Origin of the sequence: Wolbachia endosymbiont of Drosophila nikananu, assembly GCF_028981865.1 — a bacterium.
Lineage (GTDB): Bacteria > Pseudomonadota > Alphaproteobacteria > Rickettsiales > Anaplasmataceae > Wolbachia > Wolbachia pipientis_B.
This window is the reverse complement of the sequence record NZ_JAPQLL010000035.1, coordinates 8,518-23,291: the sequence shown is the minus strand read 5'-3', so window position 1 is coordinate 23,291 and position 14,774 is coordinate 8,518. Positions and strand designations below refer to the sequence as shown.

Annotated in this window: 9 protein-coding genes and 1 pseudogene; 5 read left to right on the top strand and 5 right to left on the bottom strand. The window is 34.8% G+C overall.

Annotated features, from left to right (window positions below):
• From OZD67_RS06505 to secB, 5 genes and pseudogenes are all read right to left on the bottom strand, one after another.
• A pseudogene (locus OZD67_RS06505) lies at positions 1-839 on the bottom strand (IS3 family transposase); the annotation flags it as partial.
• A 164-nt stretch (positions 840-1,003) separates the two neighbouring features.
• A complete protein-coding gene (gene putA / locus OZD67_RS02245; protein WP_182183609.1) occupies positions 1,004-4,135 on the bottom strand; it encodes a bifunctional proline dehydrogenase/L-glutamate gamma-semialdehyde dehydrogenase PutA in 3,132 nt (1,043 codons plus the stop codon).
• A 125-nt stretch (positions 4,136-4,260) separates the two neighbouring features.
• Entirely contained in the window at positions 4,261-6,843 is a 2,583-nt protein-coding gene (gene acnA, locus OZD67_RS02240; protein ID WP_182183610.1) for an aconitate hydratase AcnA, read from the bottom strand.
• On the bottom strand, positions 6,840-7,076 hold the full coding sequence (locus tag OZD67_RS02235; protein WP_182183612.1) for a hypothetical protein: 237 nt from the start codon (positions 7,074-7,076) through the stop codon (positions 6,840-6,842). The genes acnA and OZD67_RS02235 overlap by 4 nt, the downstream gene beginning before the upstream one ends.
• Before the next feature lie 76 nt (positions 7,077-7,152).
• Entirely contained in the window at positions 7,153-7,656 is a 504-nt protein-coding gene (gene secB / locus OZD67_RS02230) for a protein-export chaperone SecB (RefSeq protein ID WP_182183614.1), read from the bottom strand.
• A 164-nt stretch (positions 7,657-7,820) separates the two neighbouring features.
• On the opposite strand from secB, the gene OZD67_RS02225 reads away from it, so the two are divergent.
• The 5 genes from OZD67_RS02225 to OZD67_RS02205 all read left to right on the top strand — a co-directional run bounded on the left by OZD67_RS02225 (position 7,821) and on the right by OZD67_RS02205 (position 14,379).
• The gene (locus OZD67_RS02225) at positions 7,821-8,471 is read left to right on the top strand and encodes a Tim44/TimA family putative adaptor protein (RefSeq protein WP_096617290.1); all 651 of its coding nucleotides are present in this window, start codon (positions 7,821-7,823) and stop codon (positions 8,469-8,471) included.
• 24 nt (positions 8,472-8,495) lie between these two features.
• Complete coding sequence (dnaQ, locus tag OZD67_RS02220) at positions 8,496-9,191, top strand: DNA polymerase III subunit epsilon (protein ID WP_182183616.1); 696 nt, start codon at positions 8,496-8,498, stop codon at positions 9,189-9,191.
• A 44-nt stretch (positions 9,192-9,235) separates the two neighbouring features.
• Positions 9,236-9,835, top strand: a complete 600-nt coding sequence (locus tag OZD67_RS02215; RefSeq protein ID WP_182183617.1) for an SCO family protein — start codon at positions 9,236-9,238, stop codon at positions 9,833-9,835.
• A 208-nt stretch (positions 9,836-10,043) separates the two neighbouring features.
• On the top strand, positions 10,044-12,431 hold the full coding sequence (gyrB, locus tag OZD67_RS02210; RefSeq protein WP_182183619.1) for a DNA topoisomerase (ATP-hydrolyzing) subunit B: 2,388 nt from the start codon (positions 10,044-10,046) through the stop codon (positions 12,429-12,431).
• Between the two features lie 367 nt (positions 12,432-12,798).
• On the top strand, positions 12,799-14,379 hold the full coding sequence (locus OZD67_RS02205; RefSeq protein ID WP_182183621.1) for a WD_0033/WD_0034 family tandem repeat-containing protein: 1,581 nt from the start codon (positions 12,799-12,801) through the stop codon (positions 14,377-14,379).
• The last annotated feature ends 395 nt before the right edge of the window (positions 14,380-14,774 follow it).

The following is a 14,774-nucleotide window of genomic DNA, read 5'->3' as shown; positions in this document are numbered from 1 at the left end:
GGTTTGCGTTTATTAACAGCCATAAATAAAGCATCTATAATTAATTGTTTATCCATTGAACTACTCATTAACTACCATACGTGAATATAAGTCAATTATTGCTGCCAAATATAGCCAGCCTTCTTTGGTTTTTATATAAGTAATATCAGTTACCCATACCTTATTGGGCTGGTCCGTAGTAAAATTTTGATCCAGGATATTTGGAGCTATAATCCTACTGTCTGTTTGCTGTTTTTTAGTTTTGAATCTTCTTCTAAGCTTAGCTTGAATGCCATTTTTTTGCATTACATCTTGCACTGTTTTGATGTTATAATTTTTGCCTAAAGCTTTTAGTTCAGCATGGATTTTAGGAGCTCCGTACCTGCATTGTGATGCTTGATATATTTTTTGAATATCTGCTAGAAGCTCCTCTCTTGCTAATTCTTTATTGCTTTTCTCCTGAGCAACCCATTTATAATAACCACAAGCAGATACATTTAAAAACCTACATAACTCCTGTATTTTATAGCTGCTTCTATGCTCTTTTATAAAAGAATATTTTACTCCTTTTGGCTGGCAAAATATCCCAGGGCTTTTTTTTAAATGTCTCTTTCCCTAGTTATTCTTGCTAACTCTTTCTTTAAGTCAAACCTTTCTTTGTCATAAGTAGCTAACTTTCCTTTGCCTGGAAATGCATCTACTTCTGACATTTTTTCATTATATTTTCTTACCCATCTGCTTAATAAATCTCCACTCATGCCTAAATCTCTTGCTATTTTTGCTGACGGTTGACCTGTTTCTCTTACTAGTTTTATTGCTTCCAATTTAAACTCTATTATATATTCCCTTCTGTTTCCCATATTACACCTCTTTGAAAAAACGTTCTATTTTACTTCAAAAACGTCTTAACTTCCTCTCTACTTTTTCTGGGTAAGGTCATAGTGCATGAACTGGTCCTTTTCGGATCTTAGCGCTGTCTGCACGAACGTCTAGTTTAGGGGTAAGAAAAATTATGGCCCGCAAATTAATCCAAACACATAAGTGTGGTGTTACCACCGAATGCTGTAGTGTTAACACTTACAACTTTTTCTGTAGAAAAACGCTGTAAATAATGAGGACCACCAGCTTTTGGCCCAGTGCCAGATAGTCCTCTACCACCAAATGGTTGTATCCCAACTGCTGCACCTATCTGGTTACGGTTGATGTAGACATTTCCAACTGATATTTTTTTGCTTATTAAATCGATCTGATTTTGTATACGGCTCTGCAAAGAAAATGTAAGCCCATATCCTGTATTGTTTATATCACTTATAACTTCATTTAATTGTGACTTGTTAAAACGTATGATATGCAAAATAGGCCCAAATACTTCTTGCTTTAATTGCGAAATTTTTTGTATCTCATAAATATATGGAGGAAAGAAATAACCATTATGAGAATTTGTATCCATGGGTACTTTAAATAACAGATTTGAATCTTCGTCCTCTGACATTTTTTGCGTATGTTGGATCAGCACATCGAGAGACGTTTTGTCAATGATTGGCCCAATATCGGTACTTAAGTGCATTGGATCACCAATCTTTAGCTCCTGCGCTGCACCACATATCATTTTTATCTGCTTCTCTGCTATGTCCTCTTGAATAAACAGCACTCTAAGTGCAGAACAGCGTTGGCCGGCACTGCGAAACGCAGAAAGTACAACATCTGTAGTCACTTGCTCTAAGAGAGCGGAGCTATCAACAATCATAGCATTGAGCCCTCCTGTTTCAGCAATAAGCGGCACAATAGGCCCATCCCTATCTGCAAGCATTTTATTAATTATTTGAGCAGTTTGTGTTGAGCCAGTAAAAGCTACTCCGGCAATTCTATTGTCTGGAACTAATATTTTGCCTAAATATCCACCATCCCCAGGAATGAGGTGTAACACATTTTTTGGTATCCCAGCTTCATGTAGTATCTTAACAGCTTCGTAGGCAATAATCGGCGTTTGCTCTGCCGGTTTTGCCAGCACTACATTACCTGCTGCAAGTGCAGCTGAAACCTGCCCAATGAAGATAGCAAGTGGAAAATTCCACGGTGATATACACAGGAAAACTCCCCTACCTTCAAAAAAGATGAAGTTATCTTCACCTGTTGGACCTGGCAATTTTTTCCAGTCGCTCAGTTCATTTTTTGCTATCGTTGCGTAGTAACGTAAGAAATCCACTGCCTCTCTTACTTCCGCTATTGCATCAGATAAAATTTTTCCTGCTTCTATGATCAGAATGTAAATCAACTCTTTCATCCTTTCTTCAAGCAAATCTGCAGCTTTTTCAAGGCATTTAGCGCGCTTTTCTGCTGAAACATTCTGCCACTTAGTAAAAGCATTATGTGCTATTTCAAGAGCGTTTAAAGCTTGAGCACTTGTTGTATTTGACACTTCTCCAATTACATTTTCTAAATGTGCAGGATTCACCACTTCAGTAAATTTGGCATCATCAAAAAGTGACTGTCCGTCAATTATTGGCCCAACTTGCCATTTTTTTTCACTAAAGCTCTTTATATCATCTGCAAATTGTGAGACTATCACCGAGTCACTAATATCCATTCCCAAAGAATTTTTTCTTTCAGGTCCCAAAATATCTTGTGGTAATGGAATGCCTGGATGAGATTCATAATTGAAACTTATAGCTTTTTCCAGTGGATCTGAAATTAACTCATCAATTTTAATGTTAGAATCATTTATTTGATTAACAAACGAACTATTAGCTCCATTTTCAAGAAGGCGTCTTATAAGATAAGGCAACAAGTCACTATGTTTACCAACTGGTGCGTAGACACGACAGCTAACATTTGTTGCAAGCTCTGACATTGCATAATCATATAAGTCTTTTGCCATGCCATGTAAACGTTGAAATTCAAATCCAGGATGATTTTTATCAGCAAGCTCCATGATAGAAGCAAAAGTATAGGCGTTATGAGTTCCAAAGCATGGGTAAAAGCTGTTTGGTTTACTCAAAAGTTTCTGTGCGCACGCGAGGTAAGATACGTCAGTATAGCTTTTTCTTGTAAATACTGAGTAATCATTTAATCCCAATTCTTGCGTACGCTTGATTTCTGAATCCCAATATGCACCTTTTACAAGTCTGACCATAATTTTATGATTTGATCGAATAGCAACATCCTCTACAAAGTCAAGAACAGACAAAGCACGTTTTTGATATGCTTGTACAGCCAAGCCAAGCCCTTCCCACTCAGAAAGTGATTCATCAAGCCGTAATTGTTCAAACAAGATTAAGGACATTTCAAGCCTTTCTGTTTCTTCTGCATCTATGCATAATGAAATGTTGTATTTTTTTGCTTCATGACAAAGCTCTAGCAGTTTAGCTCTCAACTCTTCAGCTATATTATCGAATTGACCAAATTCATAACGTGGATGTAACGCAGACAATTTGATTGAAATTCCATGCGATTTAAAACAATCATTTATTTCAGTGGATTCACCTATAGCCTTTATTGAGTACATGTATGAATTAAAATACTCTTCAGCTGTGTGAGCAGCTTCGCCAAGCATATCAAAAGAGTATAGAAACTTACTATTGTCATCTAGTTTTGCATACCTTAAAGCTTCTTCTATGGTTTCTCCAACAACAAAATGATTACCAAGCATAGACATTGCTTGTTTTACTGCTTTGCGAATGATTGGTTCTCCTAAATTCTTAAGTAACTTAGAAATTGCGTAATAGAACTTCGAATCGCCTTCATTATCTCTCAATATACTGCTACCTATCATCAAGCTCCATGTGGAAGCATTGACAAACAACGAAGAAGAGTGCCCTAAATATTTATTCCATTCCTGATTGGCAATTTTATCTTTGATTATTTCGTCTATTGTATAATCATCTGGTATTCTAAGTAGCGATTCAGCAAGGCACATCAATGCTATTCCTTCATCATTGGAAAGCGAGTATTGCTGCATAAAGGAATCTACAATACTTAATTTATTGTGTTTGATTTTTTCAATAACTTGTTTTGCAATATTATAAATTCTACTTTTTGAATCGGCTGAAAGCTCTGCTTTTTCTACAAGATAACGTACATAGCTTTTTTCATCAGTACGATAAAATCCTTGTAAACGTTTCTTTAGTTCATTAGGTTCTTGTATAGAGGTAATCATAATTATCTATAAAACACCTTTACTATATGTAAGGCAAAATTATATCATAACTTCGCGTAGAACAAATCATTATTTATAAAAGGGCTAGGGCTGGCTAAAAGAAGTCTAGTACTTACTTAACTTTACTAAGTCAAGAGAAGTATGTAGCTTAACACTCCACCATCCATCAAGTATTTAACTTCAGTTGCAGTCTGTACACAGCATTTGAGTTGAATTGATTGTTCAGAACTATCCTTTCTTTTGATGATACATTCTAAATTTCCACTTGGTACTATTTCACCTTTTATGCTTATTATCTCACTACCATCAAATATCTTTCTGGTTATTCCATTTTGGAATATAAGTGGAAGAACACCCATACCGACTAAGTTGGCCCTATGTATACGCTCAAAGCTTTCTGCAATCACAGCTTTAATTCCCAGTAGTGCAGTACCCTTTGCTGCCCAGTCTCTGCTTGAACCTGTGCCATATTCCTTTCCTGCAATAACAACTAATGGAACAGCTTCTTTTTTGTAACGCATTGCTGCATCAAAAATCGACATAGTTTCTTGAGAAGGAATATATTTTGTATAGCCGCCTTCGATGCTTACCATTTCATTTTTTATTCTAATGTTAGCAAAAGTTCCACACATCATTACATTGTGGTTACCACGACGAGACCCATACGAATTAAAGTCCTGTGGCTCAATTCCAAGATTTTTTAAATATATACCTGCAGGACTACTTGAGGCAATATTTCCAGCAGGGGAAATGTGATCAGTGGTTACGCTATCGCCAAACATTGCCAATATTTGTGCACCTTTTATATCGATTTTATTATTTTTAGGTGATAAATTATCAAAATAGGGCGGATCTTGTATGTAAGTGCTGTTTGCATCCCAATTATAGATTTCACTTTTTTCACACTTTATCTTTTGCCAATGTTCATCACCAGAAAAAACATCCTTATACTTTTGTATAAACATCTCACGTGTTACCACATTTTTAACACAATCTTCGATTTCATTGTTTGTTGGCCATATATCCTTGAGGTATACGTCACTTCCATTCTTATCTTTGCATATAGGATCTTTTGTCAGGTCAATTCGTACAGTGCCTGCAAGTGCATAAACAACAACAAGCGGCGGAGATGCCAAGTAATTAGCTTTGACTAACGGATGAATTCTTCCTTCAAAGTTACGATTACCAGATAAAACTGCAGCAACGGTTAAATTTTTGTTTTTAATGCCATCTTCTATATCACTATTTAGTGGACCAGAATTCCCAATGCAAGTTGTGCAACCATATCCAACTAGATAAAAACCCAAAGCATTTAGATCTACCTGCAATCCAGACTTTTCTAAATATTCTGTTACAACTTGTGACCCTGGAGCAAGAGAAGTTTTAACCCAAGGCTTTGATTTTAATCCAAGTTTAATTGCATTACGAGCTACAAGACCTGCAGCAATCATTACACTTGGATTTGAGGTGTTAGTGCAGCTTGTTATTGCTGCAATAACTACACTTCCATCTTGAAGCTTATCACTTTCCTTTGATTCGTTAACTGAAAATAATTTAGAAAAAGACTCTGCCACTTGTGAAAGAAAAACCTTATCTTGTGGTCTTTTGGGCCCAGCCATTACTGGCTTCACGCTTGATAAATCAAGCTCTAGTGTGTCAAAAAATGCTAACTCATTATTGCCACGCCACAATCCTTGCTCTTTCGCATAAGCCTCAACTAGCTTTTCTGGCCTTCCGGTTAAGCTTAAATAATCTAGCGTTTTCTGATCAATTGGAAAAAATCCACAAGTCGCGCCATACTCTGGGGCCATGTTTGCTATAGTGGCTCTATCTGCCAAAGATAAATAATCTAAACCATCACCATAAAATTCTACAAACTTACCAACAACACCCTTTGTTCTTAGGATATTGGTAACCGTCAGCACTAAATCAGTCGCAGTTACTCCTTCCGGCAGTCTGCCAATTAATTTAAATCCAACTACTTCTGGAATCACCATACTAATTGGTTGACCAAGCATCACAGACTCAGCTTCTATGCCTCCAACACCCCAACCAAGGACTGATAACCCGTTAATCATCGTAGTATGGCTATCCGTACCAACCAAAGTATCAGGATACAAAACCCCATCCTTATTACATACAACTTGCGCTAAATACTCAAGATTCACTTGGTGGCAAATTCCAGTACCTGGGGGTACTACTCTAAAATTTGTGAAGGATGATTCTCCCCACTTTAAGAATTGATATCTCTCCAAATTTCTTTTTACTTCTAGCTCAACATTCTTACTGAATGCGGAAACACTTCCATAACTATCTACTTGAACAGAATGGTCGATCACAAGATCAACGGGCACAGACGGATTTATGCTGCTTGGATCGCCTCCATTTCTCTTGACATAACTCCGCATAGAAGCTAAATCGACGACAGCAGGAACCCCTGTAAAATCTTGCATCAACACCCTTGCTGGCTTGTAGCTAATTTCATGATTAGCGTGTTTATTAACGCAACTTGCTAGTATTTTTATATCATCCAGCTTTACGTTTACTCCATCTTCATTGCGCAATAAATTTTCAAGCAGAACCTTAAGTGAGCAGGGCAATTTAGTTACATCTATTCCTAAAAATTCACTAGCACTACTTAGGCTAAAATAGTTGTATGACTTCCCGTCAATATTTAAAGTCGTTTTTGCGTTTAAAGAATTATTCATCCTGCATAACCGTTTTTAAGTGAAAAATCAACTAATGATGTCATTCCAGCGCGTGACGCTGGAATCCAGCCTATTTCATCATAGACATTGTTTTTGACATATGTTCCTAGGATCCCCTGCAAATTGTATGATTTGCAAACACTTCTATACCTGGATCCCAGTGTCACGCACTGGGATGACAAAAACGGTGTGCACTGGTGGACATACAGACTACCTTCAAAATCATTACACATATTCTGCTTCATTTCAGATACTTTCTCCTTTGGTACCTCAGTAGCACAGCTATTTTCAGCTATATATTACACTATATTAGTTAAAATTGGAATTACTACCGTTACTTCTTTTTTGTTGACTTTGCTGCTCGTACATAGTTTCAAAATCTATAGGATCTAGCATTAGTGGGGGAAATCCACCACTACTTGTAACTCTTGCAATTAGCTCTCTCGCAAAAGGAAAAAGAAAAGTAGGGCCACCAATAAACAAAGCTTGTCTTACTTCTTCTGTACTCAACTCTTTAAAATTTTCTATTGAAAAAATGCCACAATATTTTGTCTCACAAATGAAAGCTACGCCATCTTTTATACCTTCATCTTTTATCGTTGCTCTGACTTCTATATGTAAAGTAATTTCATGAAAAGATTTTTCTTCATTTACTCTTTCTTTGTTTTCCATTCCTTCTAATTTCGCTGAATTGATATTAACCATTACATTGATATCGGGAGCTTTATTTGAAGAAAGGAATGGCGAATTCGGATTCTCAAACGATAGATCCTTAACATATTGACCGTGAATTCTCATTTTTTGTTGTTGCATTTCTTATGTCTCCTTTAATTAAGTTGAGATATTTAATACTTTCTTATATAATATATTCATTTACAAACGAATAGCAAACCTGATTATAAGTTAATATGAAAAACATATTTTCATTAATAATTAATAATGTTCGGATACTTTATATGCCAAGGAGTTGAGTTACTATGATAGAGCTTGTAATATATACTTTATTAGCGGCGTTCATTTTTTCACGTTTGTATAATTCTTTAGGAAGGTCAGCCAATCTCAATCTAAAAAAGCTAACTAGTGTATTGGATGTAAGCCGAAGTAAAGAAGATGTAGTAGAAAACATTGAGGGTTACATTGATAGCAATGATGAAAATTCAATAAAAGTTACTTATGAACAAATATTAAAAAAAAACAAAGATTTTTCTATTTCCCACTTTATAGAAGGTTCAAGCATAGCTTTTGAATTAATAATAAAATATTTCAATCAAGGAAATCTGTTCCAGTTAAAATCTCTCTTGGATAAAGATTTATACAACAACTTCGTAGAGAAGATTAAACATCGTAAAGAGGTGCACGAGTCTATAATTGTTTCTATCGTTTCACAAAAGATTTTAGAAATAAAGCTAGTAAAAAACACAGTGTTTATTGCAGTATATTTCCTTTCAGAGCAAATTAACTTCGTTAAGAACAATGAAGGGGATATCATATCAGGTAGTACATCCACCATTAATAAAGTTGGGGATGTATGGCAATTCAAAAAAAATGTTAATTCATCAGACCCAAGCTGGTTGCTTGTTTCTATTAACTATAAAAAGACAAATGATGATAAGACAAATAATAAGTAAAATTAGTTTTATTTAGAGTTAACCATGGAAAGCAAGCTACGCGAAATAGTACTTGACACTGAAACGACAGGTCTTGACATTGGATCTGGTCATCGAATTATTGAAATAGGGTGTGTGGAATTAATTAATCGTATTCCAACAGGTAAAGTATTTCATCGGTACCTTAACCCAGAAAGAGATATACCTTATCACTCGTTTAAGATTCACGGTATTAGTGAAGAATTTTTAGAAGATAAACCATTATTTTCAGATGTTGCACTTGAATTCCTTGACTTCATATCTAACGATATTTTGATAATTCACAACGCTGAATTTGACGTTAAGTTCCTTAATATGGAGTTAAGCAAGCTGAATGCTGGGTTAATTTCCTCAGATAGAGTGCTAGATACATTACCTCTTGCGAGGAAAAAATTCGTAGGATCACCTGCTTCTTTGAATGCATTATGTAAGCGTTTTGATATATCGCTAGAGAATAGAGAATTGCACGGAGCACTAGTTGATGCTCAATTGCTTGCAAAGGTATATGTTGAACTTACAGGAGGGTTACAAACCTTTCTGTTTGATAATGAATGCAATCAGGACAGTAACTCTACATTCGTTCAGCATAAAGTGCGTAATCTAACTCCCAGAGAACATTCACCAAATAGTGAAGAAATTGATGAACATAAGAAACTGTTAGACAAAATTAACAATACACTTTGGGATAAATATATTGAATAGGTTAACCAATAAAGATACAATTTGATTTTACTGAGAGCATTCTAATGGTAAGGTTTATAAGATTGTTATCTAATGTGCTAGCAGCATTAGCAGTTGTTTTTTTAGGTTATTGTTATTTCACTAAAAAAGGCATATTTGCCCCACACAACGCGGAAGTTAAGATAGGCGGAGATTTTTCTTTAATTAATCAGGAAGGACAGATCCTGCGCAGTAGTGATTTTAAAGATAAATACATGATGATTTTCTTTGGATTTTCCTCATGTAAAAGAATTTGTCCTATGAACCTTGGGATAATTTCAGAAACACTTGCAAAGTTAGATGAGAAAACTAACAACAAGCTACAAACATTCTTCATCACAGTTGATCCTGAGCGCGATAGCACGGAAAGACTTAAAGAATTTCAGCAGCAATTTGACCATAGAATACAAATGTTAACTGGTGAAAGAGAAAAAATAGACGAAGTAGTTGCAAAATATAAAGTATATGCAAGCAAAGTAGACGGAGAAGAAGAAATCAACCATTCTTCGATAATATATCTTATTGGCCCTGGAGGAAGATATGTTACACACTTTGCAGCTGATTTAAATTCAGACGAAAGTCAATCTGATAAGATTTTGGCTGAGATAAGAAAATACGTAAACTGAATTATAGATTTTTCTGTTAATTACGCAACTGCATGAGCATTATAATTTAATCTCCACCGGGAGGACGCATTGGAATGACACTATTTGCTGTCTTCAAAAATAAACATTCGTAAAGTTGTGCTTTTAACATGGGTTATCAGTTTAAAAATGTTGCTAACTAGTATATCTGAATGTAACATCAATTAACGTGTATAAATGAAGCAATCTAATGGAAAATAGTTATAATGCCGATGCAATAAAAATCTTAAGGGGTCTTGATGCTGTAAGGAAACGTCCAGGTATGTACATTGGTGACACTGACGATGGATCTGGCTTGCACCACATGGTATATGAGGTTGTTGATAACGCAATAGATGAATCTTTAGCTGGATATTGTGATAAAATTGAAGTTAGCATAAATAAAGATGGTTCAGTATCTGTAACTGATAATGGTCGTGGCATTCCAACTGACCTTCATGAAGAAGAAGGAATATCAGCAGCAGAGGTAATAATGACTCAACTCCATGCTGGTGGTAAATTTGACAGTAATACCTATAAAGTTTCTGGGGGATTACATGGTGTTGGAATCTCAGTTGTGAATGCATTATCAAGCTGGTTGGAATTAACTATTTGGCGCAATAAGAAAGAACACTTTATGCGTTTTGAAAGTGGTGAATCTATTGAACCTTTAAAGGTAGTCAACGAAAATACAAACAAAAGAGGAACTAAAGTCACGTTCATGCCATCAACAGAGACTTTTAATGGCATTGATTTCAGTTACTCAACGCTTGAAAGTCGTATAAGAGAATTAGCATTTTTAAATTCAAATATCGACATTACTTTACGTGATCTGCGCAATGAACCATATACAGAATCTCATTTTAATCAGAGCAATCAATCTAAAGACAATTTTGGTACAGCGAATTTTGTGCGGTACTTAGATAAGAATAAGACACATGTAACTAAAATTGCCAGTATGAAAGGAGATGCAGAAGATCTTGGCATCAGCTTGGAAATATCGATGGAATGGAATGATTCCTACTATGAGCATATGTTATGCTTCACGAATAATATAAGGCAACGAGATGGTGGTACGCATTTGGCAGGATTTAGATCTGCACTAACTAGATGTATCAATAACTATGCAACTAATGAAGGGTTTTTAAAGAAAGCAAAAGTAAATTTAACTGGAGAGGATGTTAGAGAAGGTTTAACTTGTGTTTTATCTCTCAAGATGCCTGATCCTAAGTTTTCTTCACAAACAAAAGATAAACTAGTTAGTTCTGAAGCGCGTACAGTTGTGGAGAGCATAGTTTCTGATAAATTGAGCACAATCCTTGAAACTGATCCCAAATTGGCAGCAAGTATAGTAGAAAGAGCAATCAGATCAGCAAAAGGAAGAGAAGCCGCAAGAAAAGCACGAGAGTTAGTTAAAAGCAAAAACAATATTGATATTGCAACTCTGCCAGGAAAGCTTGCTGATTGCCAGGAAAAAGCCCCTGAGTTATCGGAATTATTTATAGTAGAGGGTAATTCAGCAGGTGGTACTGCAAAGCAGGGGCGTAATCGTAAAACACAAGCAGTGCTTGCCTTAAGAGGAAAAATTCTAAACGTAGAACGTGTAAGTTTAGATCGTATTTTTTCATCTGCAGAAATAGGCTCTTTAATTACTGCAATTGGTGCTGGAATAGGGAGTGAACACTTCGATATTGAAAAAGCTAGATATCATAAAATTATCATCATGACAGATGCAGATGTTGATGGTTCACATATCAGAACTTTGATTCTAACTTTCTTTTTTAGACACATGCGTGAAGTTATTGAAAAAGGCTACTTATACATAGCACAGCCGCCCCTCTATAAAGTTACAAAAAATGCTAAAGACACTTATATTAAAGATGATGAAACTTTTGAAGAGTATATAATAAACTCAGCAGTTAAAAGATTAACACTAAGTAGTACAGCTACAGAATTTAACGACTTGCGCCTTATTTTGAATAAATGCGTTAGCATTTCTAATATTAGCAAAAATTATGATAGAGAAATACCACAAAATCTCTTAGAGTCATTGCTAATTTTAAGCAAAAAGAATGCACTGTTATCTGCTAATGAAATATTAAAATATTTAAAGTTAATGTACAGCGAATATACTTGGGAAGTAGAAATAAAAGATGAAGAAAAAGAAATTCACATCTCTAAATTATTTCAAGGATTGGCAGACAAATATATATTTGCACTTAGTATGCTTGAAGGCAAAGATATGCAAAACATATTAAGTTTGCTTGATGATATAAGTAATTTATTTAATGGTGATTCATTTTTAAAGTCACAAGAAACTGAAATAAGAATCACTTCTCCAAGTACGCTTGCAAAAATAATAATGGACTATGGTAAAAAGGGTTTAACTCTGCAGAGATTTAAAGGTCTTGGTGAAATGAATGCTGATCAGCTATGGGATACTACGTTAAATCCTGAGGCTAGAACTTTATTGAAGGTTGAAATAAAAGATTGTGAAGAAGCTGATTCCATATTTTCAATACTAATGGGTGATATAGTTGAACCACGCCGTGATTTTATTAATAGAAATGCACTCAACGTGCATGATGTTGATATTTGAACTTTTAGCAAAATGTACGAACGTTACGGGTTTAAGCAAAAACTGTGTCACTCAAGTAGCTGACACTGGAACCTTATCGTCATGCCACCGCGGTGTCTCTTAGCCGCTAACAAGCAGCGGGATGACGAGTTTTCATTTTTCAAATTGTCGGTAAATCTGATTCACGCTAGCTACAAGTTTCGTTCTTCCCTTACAAATGACTTTACTGTGTCTTTTTTTCTGATTCAGAATTAGCAAGAAACGTTCTTGTAAGGTGGTCTACTAAAATTTTACTTTATAAAACAGTGTTTTAACTATGCAATTAATACATTATCAACACAACTGATTCATAAAAGCAAATATTATAACCACGAAGAGAGGAAATGTTATGTTGAGTGCAATAAAAAAGATCTTGAGAAAAAAAACGACTTATCAGGTAAATGATTCGAAATTGAAAGAGAAAGATGAAAAAAGTATTTTAAAATTAGCATCAAAAATAAAAGGCAAAAAAAGTAGCATTGCTGAAGAACTAGAAAAAATATCTAAAGAGAAAAAACAAAGGGTTCTTACTATGGAAGTAAGCAAACATCGGGGTAAAGAATCAACTTTTACACCACTTGCTTATGCTATACATAGAAATAGTATAGCTGTTGAGAAAATGTTAAGAGTAGCTAAAGAAACCGATACTCTGAAAGACATTCTTGACTCAACAACAATTATAAAATGTCCAGATGGTCAGGAAGAAATTTACACACCACTTACTTATGCCATATTATATAAAAATAGCAAGGCTATTGAAGAAATTTTAAAAGTCTCTAAAGAAAATGGTATTCTGAAAGATATTCTTGACGCAACAACAACTATAAAATGTCCAGAGGGTTGGAGAGCAGCTTTTACACCACTTACTTATGCCATATTATGTAGAAATAGCAAAGCTATTGAAGAAATTTTAAAAGTCTCTAAAGAAAACAATATTCTAAAAGATATTCTTGATGCAACAACAACTATAAAATATCCAAATGGTAGGAGAGTAACTTTTACACCACTTGCTTATGCTATACATAAAGATAGTATAGCTGTTGAGAAATTGTTAAGAGTAGCTAAAGAAAACGGTATTCTGAAAGACATTCTTGACGCAACAACAACTATAAAACATTCAGAGAGCCGGGAAGTGACTTACACACCACTTACTTATGCTATACTGCGTAGAAATAGTATAGCTATTGAAGAAATTTTAAAAATCTCTAAGGAGAACCGTATTCTGAAAGATATTCTTAACGCAACAATAACTATAAAACATCAAAATAATCAAAAAGTAACTGATAAGTTACTTGCCGCATTACATGATCGCAAAGTTATTCAAAAAATTTTAGACATAGCTAGAGAAAACGATATTCTGAAAGACATTCTTAATGCAACAATAACTATAAAATATCAAGATAGTGAAGAAAAAATCTACACACCACTTACTGATACAATATCATGTCAAAGCAACGAAGTTTTCAATATAACAAGAGCTATAAATCAAGATGGTCAGGAAAAAACTCACATCCCATTTCCTACCCTTGATAAAAGAGAAACTGAATTAAAATTAAAAGAAAAAAGACAAAAAAGACAAAGTAGAAGAGATGAGGGATTAAATTTTAACAATGGTAGTAGTGACAAAAATGTTGAAACAAAAGTTAATAGGGATATCTTGTTGCAGAATAGTAGTGGAACTGAAAATGAAATAAATCATACTGCTGTACGTAATGATGTAGGGGGGATAAAGCTTCCAATAGAAAGTAGAGTAAATGTTAAAGCACAGAATATAAATGCAATGATTGTAACTTCTGTGATACTTAAAACGATTGTAACTTCTGTGGTATTTAAGTTGATAGCTAGTGAAAGAGCATGTGTACTGTCAAAACCCCTCACTAAATTGAAAGAAGTAGCTATAACAGATTTGCAAGGTTTAGCACTATATTGAAAAACTTAATTTGTATGTGCTAAACAAGATGCTGATTAGTTTTATAGCTAACCCAAGAAAGGTTTCCCTACGTCATACCGCCGCGGCGCTAACAAGAGATCCCGCTGCGGGATGACGGTTGTCGTTTAGCTGTAAATATTAAGAAATTTACCAAATAAAAAAAAAGGCAAAAGAAACCCCGGTTAACATCTATTTTCAGTATTTGGCGTTTTTTAAGTCTTAAACACCGCAATTTAGCTGCTTTTAAGTGCAACTAACCTTAGCTAAAATGTTTAAGAAATTTACTAAGCAGAAAAAAAGGCAAAAGAAATCCCGTGTTAGCTAATTGTCACTCTCTAATCCTGCAAATTGGCGTACTATACTGTCTTAAACGACTTATAAGCGCGTTTCAGCTT

Excerpts from the sequence above, each read along its gene's own strand:
- OZD67_RS02235 (WP_182183612.1), bottom strand. The coding sequence starts at position 7,076 with ATGTGTAATGATTTTGAAGGTAGTCTGTATGTCCACCAGTGCACACCG.
- gyrB (WP_182183619.1), top strand. The coding sequence starts at position 10,044 with ATGGAAAATAGTTATAATGCCGATGCAATAAAAATCTTAAGGGGTCTT.
- OZD67_RS02205 (WP_182183621.1), top strand. The coding sequence starts at position 12,799 with ATGTTGAGTGCAATAAAAAAGATCTTGAGAAAAAAAACGACTTATCAG.
- dnaQ (WP_182183616.1), top strand. The coding sequence starts at position 8,496 with ATGGAAAGCAAGCTACGCGAAATAGTACTTGACACTGAAACGACAGGT.
- secB (WP_182183614.1), bottom strand. The coding sequence starts at position 7,656 with ATGCAACAACAAAAAATGAGAATTCACGGTCAATATGTTAAGGATCTA.
- acnA (WP_182183610.1), bottom strand. The coding sequence starts at position 6,843 with ATGAATAATTCTTTAAACGCAAAAACGACTTTAAATATTGACGGGAAG.
- OZD67_RS02225 (WP_096617290.1), top strand. The coding sequence starts at position 7,821 with ATGATAGAGCTTGTAATATATACTTTATTAGCGGCGTTCATTTTTTCA.
- OZD67_RS02215 (WP_182183617.1), top strand. The coding sequence starts at position 9,236 with ATGGTAAGGTTTATAAGATTGTTATCTAATGTGCTAGCAGCATTAGCA.
- putA (WP_182183609.1), bottom strand. The coding sequence starts at position 4,135 with ATGATTACCTCTATACAAGAACCTAATGAACTAAAGAAACGTTTACAA.